General features: G+C 41.1%; 22 protein-coding genes and 2 pseudogenes. 23 read left to right on the top strand and 1 reads right to left on the bottom strand.

What is annotated here, in order from left to right:
- Nucleotides 1-13: 13 nt before the first annotated feature.
- The 13 genes and pseudogenes from OMHG_RS10550 to OMHG_RS10495 all read left to right on the top strand — a co-directional run bounded on the left by OMHG_RS10550 (nucleotide 14) and on the right by OMHG_RS10495 (nucleotide 10,626).
- Nucleotides 14-1,318 (top strand): pyrimidine-nucleoside phosphorylase, encoded by a 1,305-nt coding sequence (locus tag OMHG_RS10550; RefSeq protein WP_010650767.1) that lies wholly within the window; start codon nucleotides 14-16, stop codon nucleotides 1,316-1,318.
- Between the two features lie 99 nt (nucleotides 1,319-1,417).
- A pseudogene (locus OMHG_RS17945) lies at nucleotides 1,418-1,579 on the top strand (SDR family oxidoreductase); the annotation flags it as partial.
- A 553-nt stretch (nucleotides 1,580-2,132) separates the two neighbouring features.
- Nucleotides 2,133-3,314, top strand: a complete 1,182-nt coding sequence (locus tag OMHG_RS10545; protein ID WP_010650764.1) for a D-alanyl-D-alanine carboxypeptidase family protein — start codon at nucleotides 2,133-2,135, stop codon at nucleotides 3,312-3,314.
- 105 nt (nucleotides 3,315-3,419) lie between these two features.
- Nucleotides 3,420-3,773, top strand: coding sequence for an anti-sigma F factor antagonist (gene spoIIAA / locus OMHG_RS10540; RefSeq protein WP_010650762.1), 354 nt, complete (start codon nucleotides 3,420-3,422; stop codon nucleotides 3,771-3,773).
- Nucleotides 3,770-4,210 (top strand): anti-sigma F factor, encoded by a 441-nt coding sequence (spoIIAB, locus tag OMHG_RS10535; protein WP_010650760.1) that lies wholly within the window; start codon nucleotides 3,770-3,772, stop codon nucleotides 4,208-4,210. The genes spoIIAA and spoIIAB overlap by 4 nt, the downstream gene beginning before the upstream one ends.
- 10 nt (nucleotides 4,211-4,220) lie before the next feature.
- Complete coding sequence (gene sigF, locus OMHG_RS10530; RefSeq protein ID WP_010650758.1) at nucleotides 4,221-4,979, top strand: RNA polymerase sporulation sigma factor SigF; 759 nt, start codon at nucleotides 4,221-4,223, stop codon at nucleotides 4,977-4,979.
- Nucleotides 4,980-5,116: 137 nt separating this feature from the next.
- A complete protein-coding gene (locus OMHG_RS10525; protein ID WP_010650757.1) occupies nucleotides 5,117-5,755 on the top strand; it encodes a stage V sporulation protein AA in 639 nt (212 codons plus the stop codon).
- Nucleotides 5,733-6,161 (top strand): stage V sporulation protein AB, encoded by a 429-nt coding sequence (locus OMHG_RS10520; protein ID WP_044476914.1) that lies wholly within the window; start codon nucleotides 5,733-5,735, stop codon nucleotides 6,159-6,161. Before OMHG_RS10525 ends, OMHG_RS10520 begins: the two co-directional genes overlap by 23 nt.
- A 23-nt stretch (nucleotides 6,162-6,184) precedes the next feature.
- Nucleotides 6,185-7,660, top strand: coding sequence for a spore germination protein (locus OMHG_RS10515; RefSeq protein ID WP_010650753.1), 1,476 nt, complete (start codon nucleotides 6,185-6,187; stop codon nucleotides 7,658-7,660).
- Nucleotides 7,661-7,748: 88 nt separating this feature from the next.
- Complete coding sequence (gene lysA / locus OMHG_RS10510) at nucleotides 7,749-9,056, top strand: diaminopimelate decarboxylase (RefSeq protein WP_010650752.1); 1,308 nt, start codon at nucleotides 7,749-7,751, stop codon at nucleotides 9,054-9,056.
- A 70-nt stretch (nucleotides 9,057-9,126) separates the two neighbouring features.
- Entirely contained in the window at nucleotides 9,127-9,564 is a 438-nt protein-coding gene (locus OMHG_RS10505; protein ID WP_010650751.1) for a peptidylprolyl isomerase, read from the top strand.
- Nucleotides 9,565-9,596: 32 nt separating this feature from the next.
- The gene (locus tag OMHG_RS10500) at nucleotides 9,597-10,064 is read left to right on the top strand and encodes a site-2 protease family protein (RefSeq protein ID WP_010650750.1); all 468 of its coding nucleotides are present in this window, start codon (nucleotides 9,597-9,599) and stop codon (nucleotides 10,062-10,064) included.
- A 179-nt stretch (nucleotides 10,065-10,243) separates the two neighbouring features.
- Nucleotides 10,244-10,626 (top strand): annotated as a pseudogene (locus tag OMHG_RS10495) (GNAT family N-acetyltransferase).
- A gap of 98 nt (nucleotides 10,627-10,724) precedes the next feature.
- Here OMHG_RS10495 and OMHG_RS10490 read toward each other — a convergent pair.
- A complete protein-coding gene (locus OMHG_RS10490; RefSeq protein ID WP_044476913.1) occupies nucleotides 10,725-10,808 on the bottom strand; it encodes a YjcZ family sporulation protein in 84 nt (27 codons plus the stop codon).
- Between the two features lie 150 nt (nucleotides 10,809-10,958).
- Between OMHG_RS10490 and OMHG_RS10485 the strand changes: the two genes are divergently transcribed.
- The 10 genes from OMHG_RS10485 to ccsB all read left to right on the top strand — a co-directional run bounded on the left by OMHG_RS10485 (nucleotide 10,959) and on the right by ccsB (nucleotide 18,999).
- Nucleotides 10,959-11,699, top strand: coding sequence for a segregation/condensation protein A (locus tag OMHG_RS10485; protein WP_010650745.1), 741 nt, complete (start codon nucleotides 10,959-10,961; stop codon nucleotides 11,697-11,699).
- 2 nt (nucleotides 11,700-11,701) lie between these two features.
- A complete protein-coding gene (scpB, locus tag OMHG_RS10480) occupies nucleotides 11,702-12,298 on the top strand; it encodes an SMC-Scp complex subunit ScpB (protein ID WP_010650743.1) in 597 nt (198 codons plus the stop codon).
- Nucleotides 12,299-12,418: 120 nt separating this feature from the next.
- The gene (locus tag OMHG_RS10475; RefSeq protein WP_010650742.1) at nucleotides 12,419-13,351 is read left to right on the top strand and encodes a D-alanyl-D-alanine carboxypeptidase family protein; all 933 of its coding nucleotides are present in this window, start codon (nucleotides 12,419-12,421) and stop codon (nucleotides 13,349-13,351) included.
- Nucleotides 13,348-13,515 carry a hypothetical protein gene (locus OMHG_RS19055; protein WP_154648233.1) on the top strand — a complete coding sequence of 56 codons (168 nt, stop codon included), beginning with the start codon at nucleotides 13,348-13,350 and terminating at the stop codon, nucleotides 13,513-13,515. The genes OMHG_RS10475 and OMHG_RS19055 overlap by 4 nt, the downstream gene beginning before the upstream one ends.
- Before the next feature lies 1 nt (nucleotide 13,516).
- A complete protein-coding gene (locus OMHG_RS10470; RefSeq protein ID WP_010650740.1) occupies nucleotides 13,517-14,101 on the top strand; it encodes a nucleoside recognition domain-containing protein in 585 nt (194 codons plus the stop codon).
- A gap of 2 nt (nucleotides 14,102-14,103) precedes the next feature.
- A complete protein-coding gene (locus tag OMHG_RS10465) occupies nucleotides 14,104-14,634 on the top strand; it encodes a spore maturation protein (protein WP_010650738.1) in 531 nt (176 codons plus the stop codon).
- 74 nt (nucleotides 14,635-14,708) lie between these two features.
- Nucleotides 14,709-15,443, top strand: a complete 735-nt coding sequence (locus OMHG_RS10460; RefSeq protein ID WP_010650736.1) for a pseudouridine synthase — start codon at nucleotides 14,709-14,711, stop codon at nucleotides 15,441-15,443.
- A gap of 59 nt (nucleotides 15,444-15,502) precedes the next feature.
- The gene (gene resA, locus OMHG_RS10455) at nucleotides 15,503-16,081 is read left to right on the top strand and encodes a thiol-disulfide oxidoreductase ResA (RefSeq protein ID WP_010650734.1); all 579 of its coding nucleotides are present in this window, start codon (nucleotides 15,503-15,505) and stop codon (nucleotides 16,079-16,081) included.
- A gap of 29 nt (nucleotides 16,082-16,110) precedes the next feature.
- Complete coding sequence (gene resB / locus OMHG_RS10450; protein WP_010650732.1) at nucleotides 16,111-17,751, top strand: cytochrome c biogenesis protein ResB; 1,641 nt, start codon at nucleotides 16,111-16,113, stop codon at nucleotides 17,749-17,751.
- Between the two features lie 57 nt (nucleotides 17,752-17,808).
- Complete coding sequence (ccsB, locus tag OMHG_RS10445; RefSeq protein WP_010650731.1) at nucleotides 17,809-18,999, top strand: c-type cytochrome biogenesis protein CcsB; 1,191 nt, start codon at nucleotides 17,809-17,811, stop codon at nucleotides 18,997-18,999.
- Nucleotides 19,000-19,045: the final 46 nt, after the last annotated feature.

Here is a 19,045-nt window from a genome sequence, read left to right as displayed (position 1 = left end):
AAGGTGATTATAAATGAGGATGTACGACATCATCGAAAAGAAGCGAAATGGTGAAAAACTATCGAGTGAAGAAATTAAATTCTTTATTGATGGCTATACAAATGGCGCCATTCCTGACTATCAGATTAGTGCATTGCTGATGGCAATCTATTTTCAGGATATGACAGAAGCTGAACGTGCAGATTTGACGATGGCGATGGTTGAATCCGGTGACCAGATAGATCTATCTGCAATCGAAGGATTCAAGGTGGACAAGCACTCTACTGGTGGTGTTGGGGATACAACCACTTTAATCCTCGCACCACTTGTGGCATCCCTTGATGTCCCATTGGCCAAAATGAGCGGCAGGGGACTTGGCCATACTGGCGGAACAATTGATAAGCTGGAATCCGTTAAAGGATTTCATGTTGAAATTTCAAATGAGGAATTTATCAGCCTTGTCAATGAAAATAAAGTAGCCGTTATTGGACAGTCCGGTAATTTAACTCCTGCAGATAAAAAACTATATAGTCTAAGAGATGTTACAGCAACTGTTAACTCGATTCCGCTCATTGCCAGTTCCATCATGAGCAAAAAAATTGCTTCTGGAGCTGACGGAATTGTCCTTGACGTCAAAACAGGAGCAGGCGCTTTTATGAAGGATCTTGATGAGGCAAAAGAGCTTGCCCATGCGATGGTTTCTATAGGAAATCGTGTCGGGAGAAATACAATGGCTGTAATCTCTGATATGAGTCAGCCGTTGGGATTTGCAATCGGCAACGCACTTGAGGTGAGAGAAGCAATCGATACATTAAAAGGTAATGGACCAGCAGATTTAACCGAGCTTTGTATAACCCTTGGAAGCCAGATGGTAGTTCTGGCGGGTAAGGCTCAAAATATTGAAGAAGCAAGAAATATGTTAAGAGAAAACCTGACAAACGGCAAGGCTCTTGCTAAATTTAAACAATTCCTCGAATCCCAAGGCGGAGACGCACGGGTCGCTGATAATCCTGAATTGCTTCCGCAGGCACCGTATAAAACGGAATTGCCGGCAAAATCTTCAGGTAAAATCGAGAAAATGATTGCAGACGAACTAGGAACAGCTGCCATGATGCTGGGAGCAGGGCGGGCAACCAAAGAGTCAGAAATAGACTTAAGTGTTGGATTAGTTCTGCATAAAAAGGTCGGTGATACGGTTAATGCCGGTGAATCGATTCTTACCATCCATTCCAATCAGGAAAACGTTGATGAAGTAATCGACAAATTATATCAGAGTATATCCATAACACAGGGTAAAGCAGAAGCTCCATCACTTATATATACTACAATAAACGAATGATAAGATTTAAAAAGCATACAACTCTGTGTGCTTTTTTCTTTTTAAAAAGGGACATGATAGCGGCAGCCGATTTCCGCAGCTGGCGCTTTACGCAGAATTGCTGGAAAAACGGAGCAACAAATAGAAGGGATGAAAAAAATGAATGCTTTTGGTCGTCTCGGTGAACCAGAGGATATTGCGAATGTCATCGAATTTCTAGTAAGCGAAAAATCGCAGTGGGTAACTGGTCAAACAATACGCGTAAATGGCGGATTTATTTAAGCGCACTCATCTTAGGCATGGCAGGAGATTATTCCAAACCTTGCTTAATTCCGCGGTTCTCACGCTTTTTCCGCGATTCTGCCGCTAATTCCGCGCTTCCGCTGATAATTCCGCGGTTCTGGTGTTAATTCCGCGGTTCTGGCGATAATTCCGCGCTTCCGCTGCTAATTCCGCGGTTCCGACGCTAATTCCGCGCTTTTGCTGCTAATTCCGCGCTTCCGCTGTTAATTCCGCGGTTTTGGCGATAATTCCGCGATTCCGCTGTTAATTCCGCGGTTTTGGCGATAATTCCGCGCTTCCGCTGCTAATTCCGCGGTTCTGCTGCTAATTCCGCGATTCTGCTGCTAATTCCGCGCTTTTGCTGTTTATTCCGCGCTTCAGCCGCCAATCCCGCTATCCCACTGTCAACCCCATTGTTTGGAAACAGCAATGTTCACGAAAAGGCCTTTTATAAATGATCTTCTGCAATCAGCCATCTTTTTCTCTAATTTGGTGTATGAAAATTCCATAAATCGGCAATCCTTACATTATATTGATTGCTGGAGGTAAGACTATGAAAAAGTATATAACACGCCTTACATTAATGGTACTCATAGCTGTTTCTGTGCCTTTTTCTGTGTTTGCAGAAGAAAACGGCAGTGACGACAGTGATTCATTAAATTTAGCCCAAAATGCGAAATCAGCTATTTTACTCGAACAGGATACGGGAGAAATACTTTTTGACAAAAATGCTCAAGAACAATTGCCGCCTGCCAGCATGACCAAAATTATGACATTACTTTTGATTATGGAAGCGCTGGAAGAAGGCAAATTAAGCAAGGAAGAGATGATCCGAGTCAGTGATCGTGCAGCCTCTATGGGCGGATCACAAATATTTCTTGAGACGGGTGAAGAAATGTCTGTTAATGATCTCTTGAAGGGTGTAGCAATTGCATCCGGAAATGACGCCAGCGTTGCACTTGCCGAAAGAATTGCCGGAAGCGAAGAGGCATTCGTCGAAAAAATGAATGAAAAAGTTAAAGAGTTAAAACTTGAAAATACAAAGTTCCAAAATTCTACAGGCCTGCCTGCCGATGATCACTATAGCACCTCATATGATATGGCCATCATTGCAAATGAATTATTAAAACATGAAAGCGTAACAGAATATACTTCTGTTTATGAGGATTACCTGAGAAAAGGCGAGGAGAACGAATTCTGGCTTGTGAATACAAATAAACTCGTCCACTTTTATCCCGATGTTGATGGCTTGAAAACAGGATATACAAATGAGGCTAAATACTGTTTGACTGCAACAGCAAAAAGGAATGACATGCGGGTTATTGCCGTTGTTATGGGAGCTGAATCTCCGAAAGAACGGAATGCCATGGTGACGGGTTTGCTTGATTATGCATTCAATCATTTTGAAACCAAAAAACTGTTTGATAAAGACGAAAAAATTACGGACATAGCACTATTGAAATCACAGCAGAAAAAGATTGACATCGTATCCACGCAATCAATCAGTACCCTTCATAAAAAAGGGGAGGAAAAGAGAGAGATTACGACCGATGTAATACTGGAAGAAAATTGGACACTCCCTGTCAAAAAAGGGGATGAGGTCGGAAAGCTGGTAGTGAAAGAAAATGGTTCGGTATTATCTGAAGTGCCGCTTACCGTTAAAGCGGATGTCGAAAAGGCCTCTCTTCTATCTTTAATAAAGAGGACAATGCAGGAAATGGTGAAAGTTCGCTGATCTTAACTATTTTAGCAGAATGTACACTACTTTTGTCGGATAGCAGGAATATGACCTCCAGATGAAGAAATAGATAAACACAGTTCTTATAAAGGAGGAAGATAAATGAGTCTTCATTCAATTTTCGATGTAAAGGGAGATGTCCTGATTGTAAGGCTATCTGGTGAATTGGATCACCATGAAGCAGAAGGCTTAAGGGACAAATGGAAAGATATGCTCTATTCGAACCCTGTCAAACATATTATTTTAAATCTGGAAGCCGTGTCATTTATGGACAGCTCTGGTTTAGGAGTCGTGCTGGGCAGATACAAAGAAGTCATCCAATTAGGCGGAGAGATGGTTGTTTGTTCCATTTCCCCACCAGTCAAACGCCTATTTGAAATGTCCGGTATGTTCAAGATTATCAGGCTGGAGGAAAATGAAGAATTTGCCTTAGCTACACTGGGGGTGGCCTCATGAAGAACGAAATGACTCTCGAATTTTCCAGTGTCAGTGAAAATGAAGCCTTTGCCAGGGTCACCGTAGCTGCTTTCATCACACAGCTTGACCCAACGATGGATGAAGTGACCGAGATTAAAACGGTTGTTTCAGAGGCGGTCACCAATGCCATCATCCATGGCTACAATGGTGAATCACATCATAAAATTTTTATCACATGTTCCCTTGATGATGGAGAAATCGAATTAACTATAAAAGACGAAGGAATTGGAATAAAGGACATTTCAGAAGCTCGTCAGCCGTTATATACATCCAAACCTGAAATGGAAAGATCAGGAATGGGATTTACCATCATTGAAAATTTTATGGATTCTGTTGAAGTCATTTCAACCCCTGATAAAGGGACGGTAGTCAATATGACAAAGCAGCTTTCAAAATCAAAAACAGTTTATAACTGAGGATGCTGACATGAATGTAAATGTGAAAAATACCCGTCAGAAGGAACAGCTGTCAGATGAGAAGGTTAAAGATTATATTCGAAAAAGCCAGCAGGGGGATAAAGAAGCAAGAGATATTTTAGTTGAAAGAAACATCCGGCTCGTATGGTCCGTTGTGCAGCGGTTTATTAACCGCGGGTATGACTCTGATGATCTATTTCAGATTGGCAGTATTGGACTGATCAAATCGATTGATAAATTTGATTTGTCTTATGATGTACGATTTTCTACGTATGCTGTACCGATGATAATCGGTGAAATACAACGTTTCATCAGAGATGATGGAAGTGTAAAGGTAAGTCGTTCATTAAAGGAAACGGGAAATAAGATTCGCAGAAAAAGGGATGAATTAACGAAACAGTATGGCAGATCGCCTACGGTAAAGGAGATCGCCGAAGCGCTGGAAATATTGCCGGAGGAAGTCGTCCATGCCCAGGAAGCCGCCAAGTCTCCTCAGTCGATTTACGAAACAGTATTTGAAAATGATGGTGACCCTATAACATTGATGGATCAAATAGCTGATCAGGATTCAAAATGGTTTGATAAACTGTCACTTCAGGAAGCCATTAGAACGCTAAGCGAAAGAGAACGATTGATTGTATACTTAAGATATTACAAGGACCAAACTCAAACAGAAGTTGCTGACAGACTGGGAATATCCCAGGTGCAAGTCTCCAGGCTAGAGAAGAAAATACTCGAAGACATGAAGAAAAATATGGATTCAAGCTAGCCTTTAAGTATGCTTCTGCTTGATGATATTCAACAATTCCATTTCACTTCTATTCAATTGAATCATCACTTCGGTGGTGATTTTTTTGCCTTTTGCCTGATAAATTTATCGGTCCTGACAAATACTAATGTTATCAGTTGGTAAAAAAGGGGGGATATCGTGGCAGAAGTCATCTATCTTCGTATGAAAAAAATATCGAAGTCCAATCACTCCAGCAGATATATCTTAAGAATATCGCCTATATATCAGCTGCCGCCAAATACAAAAAGAAGCTTGAGGACATACCTGTCTATCAGCTCACCAAAAAGGATAGAAATATAGTGATTATCGATAGTTATCTAATCATTGATCACCTGATGTCAAATATCGATGGCATTGAGATTCAGCTTTTAGGCCCCGAACAGACAATTATCCATATCAATGAGCAAAAGAAACCTGTAAATATATGGATTGCTTCATTTGTATGGCTTCTGTTATTTATCGGGACTGCCATGACAATCATGAACTTCCATTATGATGTCAGTATGCAGGAGGTACAGCAAAAACTGCACTTCATCCTGACAGGCGAGGAAAATGATTTCCCGCTTTGGATTCAGATTCCTTACTCATTCGGTTTAGGTCTCGGCACATTACTGTTTTTCAATCACTGGTTTAACAGGAGATTTAATGAAGAACCCAGCCCACTGGAAGTTGAAATTCACAAATACCAGCAGGATCTCAATGATTATCTGAACCATCACGAAAATAAGCTGAATGATAAAAAACCTCCTCATTAATCTCATACAATTAGTAATTGGGTTCAGTGGAGGTCTTGCTGTGGGAGCCGGGTTCGTGGCATTTATAACAGTACTTGGAATTATTCCAAGACTGATACAATTGAGCAAAACGGAAACACTGATCAGAGTATATAGCGCCAGTGTCATTCTGGGACTGATAATGGGAACGTATTTTTCTTTTGCTGCAGTCAGCTACAATCAGCCGCTTATCGCATTGGCAAGCTGGGGACTGCTGCACGGCATATTTAACGGGATGCTTGCCGCTGCACTGACAGAGGTATTAAACGTTTTCCCCATTTTGTCCAGAAGAATTGGAATAGATAATTATTTACTGATATTGCTGATGGCCATTGTGTTTGGAAAAATAGCTGGATCCTTATTCCAGTGGACCTACTTTGTTCGTTGAATATTTTGTAAGGGAGCAACTGCATGAGGACTAGTTCTAAAAAGCCTACCATATCATCAAGCATTGAAAATAATAAAGCATTTATGGAAGAGAGACTCGGAATGGGAAGTTCATTCGATGTCGGCTTTCGTGAATTGATTATTTTGAAAAGAAAAGTCCATATCTATTATGTTACCGGCTTATGTGAAGCTTCCATCATACAAGAGATGCTTAAAAAACTTGTAGAGATCAACGATGTGGAAGTGAGTCACAAAAAGCTTCCCGAAATAATCGAAAATAGAATTGTCCATCAGCAGGTGAAGCCAGTAAAAACAATGGATGAGGCGGTCGATTCGATACTCTCGGGGCTTATTGGCATTTTTATTGACGGGGAACAATATGCCCAAATAGTCGATGTAAGACACTATCCCGGCAGAACACCACAAGAGCCTGATACCGAAAAAGTCATTCGGGGATCCAGGGATGGCTATACCGAAAATATTATCGAGAACACTGCATTAACCAGAAGAAGATTGCGTGATGAAAGATTGCGAAATGTTATGACCAAAGTTGGGGAGCGTTCCAAGACCGATGTCTGTATTACCTATTTGCAGGATATAGCTTCCGACGATTTAATTGATTTAATCAAAAAGCAAATCGATGCAATCGAGATTGATGGAATAGCGATGGCAGAAAAGACAGTCGAAGAGTATATCATCAATCGCAAATGGAATGCCTTTCCCCTTGTCCGTTATACAGAAAGACCCGATGTTGCAGCAAGTCATTTGCTGGAAGGCCATGTCATGGTCTTTGTGGATACTTCTCCAAGCGCCATCATACTGCCTACAACTTTCTTCCATCATCTACAGCATGCGGAAGAATATAGACAATCGTCGATCATCGGAACTTTCATACGGTTTATAAGGTATCTGGCAGTATTTTTATCCATGTTCCTGCTTCCTCTATGGCTTCTTTTTGTAATGGATCCTTCATTGCTTCCGAAAGAACTGGCATTCATTGGCCCAAATGAAGAAGGGAATGTTCCAGTAGTCATTCAAATCATTATTGCTGGATTTGGGATTGAATTTCTTCGTATGGCGGCCATCCATACACCCACACCACTTTCAACGGCAATGGGGTTAATTGCAGCGGTATTAATTGGCCAAATTGCTATTGATGTCGGATTGTTTTCACCCGAAGTGATTCTTTATGTTTCCATTAGTGCTATAGGTTCCTATGTGACACCAAGCTATGAACTGAGTGTCGCCAACAAGCTGATGAACCTGTTTCTTGTAGTCGTTGTAGGATTGTTCGGACTGCCGGGATTCGTGGTGGGGGTTATGATAAATATCTTATTTCTCGCAACAATAACGTCCCTTAGAACGCCATATCTTTGGCCGTTCATTCCTTTCAATCCAAAAGCAATGCTCCAGATATTATTACGAGTTCCAGTACCGTATACGAATACCCGGCCAAGCATTGTACATCCAAAAAATAACTACCGGCAACCAATAAAATGAGCTGACAATGGTTAGCTCTTTTGTTTTTGACTTTAATATGTTAAAGTATTTTTATTATTTGAAAGTTTAAGTGGGGGAAGTACATATTATGATAATCGATAACCATCCGTTTCAGGTTAATGATATAGGTCATCTCGAAATAGGCGGAATAGATACAGTAAGCCTTGCTGAAAAATACGGTACACCGCTTTATGTCTACGATGTGGCCATGATTCGGGAGAATGCAAGAACATTTGTCGATACCTTTAAAGATTTGAATGTAAAGGCTAAGGTCGCATATGCAAGCAAAGCATTCTCTGCTATTGCAATGCTTCAGGTAGCTAAACAGGAGGGACTCTGTCTGGACGTCATCTCCGAGGGGGAATTATATACCGCCTTACAAGCCGATTTTCCAACAGAAAGAATCCATATGCACGGAAATAATAAAAGCTCTGCGGAAATAGCTATGGCAATTGAAAATGACATTGGCTGCATTGTTATCGATAATTTTCACGATATCAGGTTGCTGGAGCAGGAACTGGAAATCCACAACAAGCAAATGGATGTATTGCTGCGGGTAACACCAGGTGTTGAGCTTAAAACACATCAGTATATCATAACCGGCAATGAAGATTCCAAATTCGGATTTAATTTACAGAATGGACAGGCAGAGGAAGCCTTTAAAGCGGTCAATCAGCATAAGTCCATCAATCTGAAAGGACTTCACTGCCACATCGGTTCACAAATTTTCGAAACAGAGGGGTTCCGGGTTGCAGCGGATATCTTATTCAATGAGCTCGCAAAATGGAAAGATGAGTATGGATTTGTTCCTCAAGTGCTTAACCTTGGAGGAGGGTTCGGTATCCGTTATACGAAAGATGATGAACCACTGCCGCACAGTGATTATGTTAGAAGCACAGTTGAATCGGTGAAGGAGCATTCGGAAAAAATGGAAATACCGATGCCGGAGATCTGGATCGAACCTGGCAGATCAATAGTCGGGAACGCTGGCTTGACCCTTTATACCATCGGCGCAATGAAGCAAATACCCGGAGTCCGTGATTATGTGTCTGTCGATGGCGGTATGACAGACAACATAAGACCAGCCCTCTATCAGGCAAAATATGAAGCGGTAATTGCCAATAAACCGAAGGCAGAAGTAAGCAATTCGGTCTCGATTGCAGGTAAGGCATGTGAATCCGGCGATATGCTCATCTGGGATCTCCCGGTTCCAGCAGTGGATCATGGCGATATCCTGGCAGTATTCTCAACTGGTGCATACAGCTATTCTATGGCAAGCCATTATAATCGCCTGCCAAATGCGGCTGTTGTATTTGTTGAAGCTGGAAGCGATAAATTGGTGGTCAAACGGGAAACCTTTCAGGATGTTGCAAGAAATGACCTATCCTATGAATAGTTATTACTGCCATTCCTATAGATAAAGTGGTAAAATAGCTTTGCTAAATAATTTACAGGGAGATGTACATATGTCTAAAAAAGGTTACATTTTAATGGAAAATGGAAATAAAATCGAATTTGAATTATACCCAAATGAAGCACCAAAGACGGTTGCTAATTTTGAAAAGCTAGCAAATGAAAATTTCTATGATGGATTAACTTTCCATCGTGTAATTCCTGGTTTCGTAAGTCAGGGAGGATGTCCGATTGGAAATGGGACAGGCTCTGCCGGTTATACAATCAAGTGTGAAACAGAAGGAAATCCGCATAAACATGTTGAAGGTTCCTTATCGATGGCCCATGCTGGAAAGGACACTGGAAGCTGTCAATTCTTCGTAGTGCACGAGCCACAACCGCATCTTAACGGAGTACACACTGTATTTGGGCAAGTGACTTCCGGAATCGAGCATGCAAAAGCAATGCAAAATGGTGATGTAATGAAAGAAGTTAAGGTCATTTCAGAATAGTTATCATTATAGCTGATTTAAAGGTATATTAAATGGATATGTATTTATTGGCATGCCTCTTATTTGTTATTGCTCCTCTAAGCACCCTGATTCATGAGCTTGGCCATGTATCAGGGGCGTTTAGTGTTAGGGCGGATTTTATCCATCTATCGGTCGGGATTGGAAGACAGTCGCGGATTATTACCTTTAAAAACCTTCAGATTATCCTTCATCCTGTTTACTTTTTAAGTGGGTTCACCCGTAGCGGGAGAAAAGACCCTTACAGCAAATCAGAAGCCGTGAGGATAGCTGTAATGGGACCACTGTTCAACGGGGCAACGGCATTATTTATTTTTATAATCAACGAGTTTGTTCCCAGCAGCTTTCTCCAGCTGTTTTTCTGGTTCAATATCTGGATGACCATCGGCAATATGGTCCCATTCCGAATTGGCGGAAAGGAAACAGACGGGTTCGCTATAATCAAAGCAGTGCGCATACATCGTCAAAATTCAGCTAAATAGTATAATGACTGCGAAAATAGTCAATGTTTATAAAATATAAACGACTAGCCAGAGTAAATTTGACAAAAGGCTTCAATAGTGTAATAAATAGAGATATACTTTTCATATTTGGCATAGACAGTTTTAAGTTTAGAAAGCTTATTTGACCAATCAAAAGTTTTTATTAATGAGGGGTAATTATGTTAATTCGTTATAAGAAAAATTTGGAAAAGATAGCGATGGGTTTATTGTCTTTTATGCCGGAAGAAAAAAAGATGTCAAGAAATTACAGCAAACCATTAAGGAATATGAGACCAATGATAACTGGCATCTTCATTTGTGGAAAGAAGAAGATGTACTGGGAGCCATTGGTGTGAGGACCGAGGATGGAATCGATGCTGTCATCCAGCATATTTCTGTTAATCCTTCACATCGAAATTCCGGAATCGGCAAAAAGATGATTAATGAGATTCACCGTCTATACCAGAATAAATACGTAGTTTCCACCACGGATGAAATTGAGGATTTTTATAACAAGTGTTTGGATGTGGAAGACCCTGCCACCTCTGCTGATGACCAATAAAAAACCAGCCCTTATCCAGTAAGGGCTGGTTTTTCTGTTAATGGCAGTTATCATCCAATAACAAAGCGTGCTCATGTAACGCTATATAAGCTTTTAACTTAGAACCAAGCAGCACCCACGATGATCAAAAGGATGAACAAAACTACAATTAACGCAAAGCCTCCGCCATAACTATTACTCATAATAAATTTCCTCCTTTTTCTTCTTCGTTCCATAAATGTTTTGTGGTAACATTTATCTTACGCTTATAGCTTATGTAAGGATGAAGAGCGTTGTATGGGCACTTATGCTAAACTTTGAATAAACTGTCGTTGAAGAAAGGAAGAAACAACATGAATCAGGCATATCAGGTGAAACTCGATGCATTTGAAGGACCGCTTGATTTATTGCTCCATTTAATTAATCAGTATGAGATTGATATATACGATATCCCAGTTGCACAAATAACGAAACAATATATGGAATATATCCATACCATGCAGCGCCTGGAGTTAAATATTGCGAGTGAATACCTTGTGATGGCATCCACACTGGTTGCCATTAAAAGCCAAATGCTCTTGCCAAAGCAGGAACTTCCAGTCGACGAATCCGAAGAATATATGGAGGACCCAAGAGAAGAGCTGATGCAGCGTCTTATTGCATACAGGAAATTTAAAGAGGCGGCCGAGGAGCTTAAAAAGAAAGAACTGGAAGAAAATCAGGTCTACACCAGACCGCCAGTTATTTTTGAGGATTTAGAGAAGGAAAAAGCTCCTGTGGTGCGGGGGGAGCTATCGGTATATGATATGCTGAATGCGCTCGGGAAGATGATGGAGCGGAAAAATTGGAATACGCCACTTGACACAACAGTACAACGGATGGATATTCCAATTGAAAAAAGAATGCAGGATGTATTGAGCAAGGTCAAGAGTTCCAAGGACGGAATCGAGTTCGATCACTTATTTCCTTACCCTTCACGGGGACATATTGTAGTCACCTTCATAGCGGTACTGGAGCTTATGAAGTCAAAGGAAATATACTGTAAGCAGGACCAGCACTTTGAATCATTGTACATATATTACATGGAGGAATAACTGTGGAGATTGATGAGTTGAAAGCTGTCGCCGAAGGATTGCTTTTTGCCAGCGGTGATGAGGGAATTACGATTAAACAACTATATAGAATACTGGATGTCTCAGAGTCGGCTGCCCTTCATATAATTGAAGAATTAAAATTTGATTACGAAAGCAGTGACCGAGGACTAATGATTATGCAGTCCCATGATGTTCTGCATTTGACAACGAAACCGGAGCACAGCAGTTACTTCAAAAAGCTGCTCGAGCTTCCGCAGACAAGCAGAATGTCTCAAGCCGCACTGGAAACTCTTGCGATAATAGCCTACCAGCAGCCAATCACGAGAACGGAAATAGAAGATATAAGAGGAGTTAAAAGCGATCGCCCAGTCCAAACGCTGCTCGCAAGATCGCTGATTGAGGAGACAGGCCGAAAAGATAGCGTGGGACGACCGATACTCTTTGGAACAAGCAAGGATTTTCTGACTTACTTTGGACTTACCTCGCTTGAAGAGTTACCGCCTTTACCGGAATCGGATGATTCTGACGATGACTCGAATGAAGCTGATTTATTCTTTGAACGATTTAGTGATGAAATCGATAAGAACCTAAATGATTAGACAAGATCCTTGCATGGAATGACAATGCAGGGATTTTTTATGCTTACTGCATTTACTACTCATAACTGCCGCCGACCAGCATAAAATATAGAGACATCTTTTCTGGGAGGCTTTTAAACCATGCGTTTATTTCTATTGCTCATTATTTTATTGTTATTTAATCTTGGTTTTCCAACGATAGGACAAGCTGCCCCTTCTGTATCTGCAAATAATGCGATTCTGATAGAGCAGTCGACAGGCAGGGTGCTTTTCGAGAAGAATGCCAATGACCAAGCTTCGATTGCCAGTATCACCAAAATCATGACAGCAATAATTGCGATAGAATCTGGAAAAATGGAAGAGATGGCAGAGGCTTCCAGAGAAGCGATCTATACAGAAGGATCATCCATTTATCTTGAACAGGGCGAGCGAATGAAACTGGAAGACCTTGTATATGGGTTAATGCTGCGATCCGGAAATGATGCCGCTGTAGCGATTGCTGAACATGTCGGCGGAAGCGAAGATGGCTTTATCTTCTTAATGAACGAGAAGGCAAAATGGCTTGGTATGACCAATTCCCATTTCGATAATCCGCATGGTCTGGATTCGGACACGCATTACTCCAGCGCCTATGATATGGGGCTGCTGATGCGCTATGCAATGGAGAACGATCTCTTCAAAAAAATAACTGCCTCAGAAACGTATAAATCTGAGAACAGATCTTATTCCTGGCAAAATAAGAATAAGTTGCTTACCCAGTTTTATGAATATTGTACAGGCGGAAAGACTGGATATACAAAAAAAACGGGCAGAACCTTAGTCAGCACTGCTGAGAAGGACGGTGTCGAGCTGATTGCCGTTACTCTTGATGCACCAGATGATTGGCAAGACCATATGTCCATGTTCGAATGGGGATTTGACAATTACCAAATGGAATCCCTCTCCAACGAAGGTCCGTCCGATTATATTGTAAACAACAATCAGACGATACCCGGTTACATTGGAGAACAGATATCCTACCCCTTGACAGAAGAGGAACAGCTATCACTAAACAAAAAAATTATATTGTTATGAATGACAACATAGCAGAAGAGGATATCATCGGAAAAACCGTCTTTTATTTGGGCGATAATCAGCTTGCTGAAACACCTATATATAATAATAGACTCCGGGATAAGGAGACATCCCTCTTGTTCGAAGTGAAGTCCATTCTTAAGAATACGATTGGGTTAAGATAAGATGATCAATCTTATCTGGGCCTGCATGGCCATCATAGGTATCGTTTTCGCCATGGTAAACGGCAAAATGGAGGAAGTGAATAAAGCAATCTTTGAGAGTGCGGGTGATGCAGTGACGCTCTCAATCGGACTGATAAGCATTCTGGTATTTTGGCTGGGGATTATGAAAGTGGCGGAAAGTGCTGGAATATTGGAGGGTCTCAGTAAGCTTTTCCGTCCTATTATCGTTCGGTTATTCCCCGACATTCCAAGGGATCATCCTGCAATTGGATATATTGTGTCCAACATTACGGCAAATATGTTCGGACTGGGCAATGCGGCAACCCCAATTGGTATAAAAGCAATGGAGCAGATGAAGCAATTGAGCGGAACAGACACCGCATCTAGATCAATGATTACCTTTCTTGCTTTGAACACTTCCGGATTAACGCTTGTTCCAACGACTGTTATCGCAATCAGAATGCAGTATAACTCGGTATCTCCGACTGAAATAGTGGGAACTACTATCCTTGCAACCTGTATATCTACCATAAGTGCCATCCTGATCGACCGTTTTTTTTATTACAAAAGTACTTGGAGGAATTAATTATGGAGATCATTACGGCTATCAGCACATGGATCATTCCATGTTTTCTGCTTATCGTTTTGACAATAGCTGTCATTAAAAGAATTCCAGCATATGAATTATTTGTTGAAGGAGGAAAGGAAGGTGTCAAGATGGCATTTTCTTTGCTTCCTTTTTTAGTAGGAATGATTGTCTCCATCTCTATACTGCGAAGTTCAGGAGCAATGGATGCAATCATTCAGCTGATTTCTCCAGTACTGCATATGGTCGGCATCCCGCCAGATATCATGCCACTTGCCCTCATCAGACCGATTTCTGGTACTGCTGCACTGGGAATGACCACCGAATTGATTGCCACACATGGTCCGGATTCCTTTATCGGCAGATTGGCATCTACCATGCAGGGAACTACAGACACAACGCTATACATATTGACTGTCTATTTTGGTGCAGTAGGTATCAAAAAGATGGGATATGCTTTGAAAGTCGGACTGCTTGCAGACCTAATTGCTATACTTTCTTCAATCATTCTTGTTAAAATGGTATTCGGATAATATATAAAGGTGGCTTTAATGGACAGTTAAGGCTATTATTATGTAGTAAATAATACGTAAAGCATGGTGATACAATGACAACTAATGGTGAGAGACTACAGAAAGTTATCGCGCAAAGCGGTATAACATCAAGAAGGAAAGCGGAGCAGCTGATTATAGATGGTAAAGTCAAGGTCAATGGACAAACTGTCACTGAACTCGGTACGAAGGTTACTGGGGATGACAATGTCGAAGTGAACGGCGTTCCTCTGGAAAAGGAAGCTTTTGTATATTATATGCTTTATAAGCCAAGAGGCGTCATTTCCAGCCTGAAGGATGATAAGAACCGAAAAGTTGTCATCGATTTAATGGAAGACGTCAGCGAAAGGGTCTTCCCAGTCGGCAGACTCGATTACGACACATCCGGTCTGCTGCTTTTGACAAACGATGGTAATTTTGCCAATCTGTTAATGCATCCAAAGCATGGAGTGGAGAAGGTCTATGTGGCGAAAATCAAAGGTATTCTTGACAAAAGAGAATTAGGCAGACTTAAAAGAGGGGTAAAAGCGGAAAAGGATCTCCTCAAAGCAACAAATTATGCTATTCTCTCAACCGATAAAAAGAAAAATACAATGATTATCGAATTGACCTTACAAGAAGGAAAGAACAGACATGTGCGAAGAATGATGGAACAATTAGGCTATCCTGTGATGAAACTGAAACGTGAACGCTATGGCACGCTTACATTGGATGGGTTAAAGCCAGGAGACTACCGGGCATTGACACCGAAGGAAATTAAACAAATCAGAAACTCTGCGATGGAATTGTAAAAGAATAGTCAAAATATCCCCTCTATTAGAATGGTATAATGGCGAAGGGAGTGATGGTTTTGAGCTTGGAAGAGAAAAAGAACAGCAAAAAAAATAAAAAAAGAAATCGCTTTATATTCAGAACGGCAATACTCGCAGTGTTAGTTGCAGCAGTCGCTTTTGCCCTTATTACAAATCTGCAAAAAGATAACACTGTATATAAGGCAGGAGATAAGGCACCGGATTTCCAGCTGAAACAGATCAATAACAATAACGAGGCAGAATCTATCCAATTGAGTGACCTGGAAGGAAAAGGCGTGATGCTGAATTTTTGGGCGACATGGTGCAAACCTTGCAAATCCGAAATGCCATACATGCAGGAGCTATATCCAGAGTATAAAGAAAAAGGAATTGAAATTGTTGCTGTAAGCCTAGACAGTACAGAACTCGTAGTCGACCGATTTATTGATGAATACGGTCTGACGTTCCCAACTCCGCATGACAAGACAGGAGAAATCGTTGATCTGTATAAAGTAGGTCCGATTCCCAGCACTTTTTTCATCAATCCTGATGGAGAAATAGAGGAGGTTGTAAACGGTGCACTTTCACTGGAACGACTTGAAGGGTATTTACAGGAAATACAGCCAGAAACAAATTAAGCAGTATACAGCTATTGTGAGGGATTTAAATGGATAATGTAAAATGTGAATGCGGGCATATCAACCCGGAGGGCACAGTCTTATGCGAAGCTTGCGGGAAGCCTATAGAAGGAAACCAGCATATTGACGGAAATGAGGACCACAAACTTCTCAATATGCGTTATGATGGCAGTGCACGCCGATCCCAAACACATAATAAATCGATTATTGATAAAATATGGAGTTTTTTCTCTTCTGTCAAGGTTGGTGTTTGGTTAATCGTAATAGCGCTTACCGCTTCAATGATCGGAACGATTTTCCCACAGGAAATGTACATACCGGCAACCGCAGAATCGCGAGATCCTGCTATTTTTTATGAAGATACTTATGGGATTTTTGGCCTGATATACTATCAATTAGGCTTCCACCAGCTGTATAGTTCATGGTGGTATATGATCTTAATAGCCCTTATCGGCATTTCGCTTGTAATCTGCAGTCTTGATAGATTTATACCATTATACAAAGCACTCAAGAGACAAAAAGCAAAGCGCCATGAATCATTTTTAAACAGACAGCGTCTGTACAGTGAATCCGAAAACATATCAGAACAAGACATTGAAATCCTTAAAGCCAATCTCAAAAAATCCCGTTATAATGTCCGGGATGAAAATGGGCACATTCTTGCTGAAAAAGGCAGATTCTCCAGATGGGGTCCATATGTAAACCATATTGGGCTAATTATTATCCTGGTTGCAGCAATCTTGCGTTCTACCCCTTTAATGTTTACGGACGAATATGTCTGGGTTCGTGAAGGCGAGACTATTGTAATCCCCGGGACAAGCCAGGAATATTATATTGAAAACAAAGACTTTATCATGGAAACGCATGATGAAGATGATGAGCGGTTCAGTCAAGCGATTCAGGAGGAGGGCTCTGTACCCAGTAATTTCCAGACAGATGTTGTAATCTACCAAGATAGCAATACATCCGTTCCCGGTGCTGAGCCTGAACTGGAAACGATTCTTGAAGATTCCATTCAGATGAATAAGCCAGCTAAATTTGACAAATATACGTTATATCAATCGGGATATCAAGTAAATGAGTTTACCAATATGACCTTTAAACTCCATGAAACGGATGATCCTGACGAAACAGCGCTTGACACATTTACAATTGATTTACGAAATCCAGAATCGGTCTACGAACTTGATAGTGGTTTCCGTGTCATGATTGATAAATATTATCCGGATTATTATTTGGATGACAACGGCATCCCAGCCTCTGAAACGGATTACCCAAGAAATCCAGCATTTGTTCTGATGGTTTACCCGCCTGACAGTGACCAGCCTGAAGTCAGCTTTATCGGTATTGGAAGGAATATTGACGCAACAGGGGAAAATGACTATAAATTAGGCATAGAGGATTTTGAGATGCACGATGTCAGTGGTTTGACACTCCGGGTGGACAATACCTTGCCGTTCTTCATTATCGGAGCTGTTATCTTTATGATTGGGGTCATTCAGGGAATGTACTGGCACCACCGGAGAATCTGGATCCATCCAAAAGGAAATGGATTATTGCTGGCTGCACATACCAATAAAAACTGGTTCGGTATTAAAAAAGATATAGAAAATGCTATTGAAACCACATCCATTAAAATGGTTGAAGATCAGCAGGAACAGGATGAATAAAATATGCTGCGTGCATCACACGCAGCTGTATGATCCAAGAAGTAGGAGGAGTTTTTCATGGATTTACTTAATCTAAGCAGTACAATGCTATATACCGCCTTTATTCTATATCTGATTGCAACGTTTTTCTTTGGAGCTTCCATCAGACAAGATAAAGCGGAACGGAGAAAGAAAACAAAGACTGGCACGATCGGAATCATAATCACAATGATTGGTTTTGCGACCCAGCTTGTCTACTTAATTACGAGATGGATTGCTAGTGGTCATGCTCCTGTAAGCAATATGTTCGAGTTTATGACATTTTTCGGAATGTGTATGGTCTTAGGCTTTATCATTGTTTATTTTTATTACAAATTGACTTTTCTTGGACTCTTTGCACTTCCAATAACAATGATCATTATTGCTTATGCAAGCATGTTTCCAACCGAAATCGCACCATTGGTACCTTCTCTGCAAAGCCACTGGCTTTATATACACGTAACCACCGTTGCTCTTGGACAGGGAATCCTGTTTATCAGCTTCGTTGCAGGTTTGATGTATTTGATCAGTCAGGTCGATCAAACGGTCAGAAACAAAAAGAATATTTGGCTGGAAGTAGTGCTTTACACAATCTTTTTATTTGTTGGTTTTATCGTAATTACATCAGCATTCAACTTAACGAATTATAATGTTACATTCGAGTACCCGGAAGGTGAAAGTATGCTGACAACTGATTATCATCTGCCTGCCATTGCAGGTCCAAATGAAGGCAACCTTCTCACTGAAGATACCATGGAACCTTGGTTCGATTCACCAGCATGGATGCATGGAGCAGATGCCGGCAGGAAATTTAATACTGTAATCTGGTCATTTATAACAGGAACGGTTCTTTATGGTCTGACACGCCTGCTTACCCGAAAGCGGATTGGTGCAAAACTTCAGCCACTTCTGAAAAATGTGAAGCCTGGCTTACTCGATGAGATAATGTATCGTTCCGTTGCAATTGGATTTCCTGTCTTTACATTAGGCGGATTGATTTTTGCATCTATTTGGGCCCAGATCGCCTGGGGAAGATTTTGGGGATGGGACCCGAAAGAGGTATGGGCACTTGTTACATGGCTTTATTACGCAGCTTTTCTCCATCTTCGTTTATCAAGAGGATGGCATGGGGAAAAATCCGGCTGGCTTGCAGTAGTAGGATTTGCCATTATTATGTTTAACCTGATTGTCGTCAACCTGGTATTGGCGGGTCTGCATTCCTACGCTTAGCCTGTTGATTATGGAACGAGGTATCATGCAGATACCTCGTTTTTTT

The sequence above is a fragment of the Oceanobacillus massiliensis str. N'diop genome (genome assembly GCF_000285495.1).
Taxonomy (GTDB): Bacteria; Bacillota; Bacilli; order Bacillales; family Amphibacillaceae; genus Oceanobacillus; species Oceanobacillus massiliensis.
This window is presented reverse-complemented; position numbering and strand designations above follow the sequence as displayed.

What these genes read in the sequence shown, in the direction of transcription:
- OMHG_RS10490 (WP_044476913.1), bottom strand. Translation starts at nt 10,808, where the DNA reads ATGAGTAATAGTTATGGCGGAGGCTTTGCGTTAATTGTAGTTTTGTTC.
- OMHG_RS19055 (WP_154648233.1), top strand. Translation starts at nt 13,348, where the DNA reads ATGAATGACAACATAGCAGAAGAGGATATCATCGGAAAAACCGTCTTT.
- OMHG_RS10550 (WP_010650767.1), top strand. Translation starts at nt 14, where the DNA reads ATGAGGATGTACGACATCATCGAAAAGAAGCGAAATGGTGAAAAACTA.
- OMHG_RS10500 (WP_010650750.1), top strand. Translation starts at nt 9,597, where the DNA reads ATGGATATGTATTTATTGGCATGCCTCTTATTTGTTATTGCTCCTCTA.
- lysA (WP_010650752.1), top strand. Translation starts at nt 7,749, where the DNA reads ATGATAATCGATAACCATCCGTTTCAGGTTAATGATATAGGTCATCTC.
- spoIIAB (WP_010650760.1), top strand. Translation starts at nt 3,770, where the DNA reads ATGAAGAACGAAATGACTCTCGAATTTTCCAGTGTCAGTGAAAATGAA.
- spoIIAA (WP_010650762.1), top strand. Translation starts at nt 3,420, where the DNA reads ATGAGTCTTCATTCAATTTTCGATGTAAAGGGAGATGTCCTGATTGTA.
- OMHG_RS10515 (WP_010650753.1), top strand. Translation starts at nt 6,185, where the DNA reads ATGAGGACTAGTTCTAAAAAGCCTACCATATCATCAAGCATTGAAAAT.
- OMHG_RS10460 (WP_010650736.1), top strand. Translation starts at nt 14,709, where the DNA reads ATGACAACTAATGGTGAGAGACTACAGAAAGTTATCGCGCAAAGCGGT.
- ccsB (WP_010650731.1), top strand. Translation starts at nt 17,809, where the DNA reads ATGGATTTACTTAATCTAAGCAGTACAATGCTATATACCGCCTTTATT.
- OMHG_RS10520 (WP_044476914.1), top strand. Translation starts at nt 5,733, where the DNA reads ATGATAAAAAACCTCCTCATTAATCTCATACAATTAGTAATTGGGTTC.
- OMHG_RS10485 (WP_010650745.1), top strand. Translation starts at nt 10,959, where the DNA reads ATGAATCAGGCATATCAGGTGAAACTCGATGCATTTGAAGGACCGCTT.
- sigF (WP_010650758.1), top strand. Translation starts at nt 4,221, where the DNA reads ATGAATGTAAATGTGAAAAATACCCGTCAGAAGGAACAGCTGTCAGAT.
- resB (WP_010650732.1), top strand. Translation starts at nt 16,111, where the DNA reads ATGGATAATGTAAAATGTGAATGCGGGCATATCAACCCGGAGGGCACA.
- OMHG_RS10465 (WP_010650738.1), top strand. Translation starts at nt 14,104, where the DNA reads ATGGAGATCATTACGGCTATCAGCACATGGATCATTCCATGTTTTCTG.
- OMHG_RS10470 (WP_010650740.1), top strand. Translation starts at nt 13,517, where the DNA reads ATGATCAATCTTATCTGGGCCTGCATGGCCATCATAGGTATCGTTTTC.
- OMHG_RS10505 (WP_010650751.1), top strand. Translation starts at nt 9,127, where the DNA reads ATGTCTAAAAAAGGTTACATTTTAATGGAAAATGGAAATAAAATCGAA.
- OMHG_RS10475 (WP_010650742.1), top strand. Translation starts at nt 12,419, where the DNA reads ATGCGTTTATTTCTATTGCTCATTATTTTATTGTTATTTAATCTTGGT.
- OMHG_RS10545 (WP_010650764.1), top strand. Translation starts at nt 2,133, where the DNA reads ATGAAAAAGTATATAACACGCCTTACATTAATGGTACTCATAGCTGTT.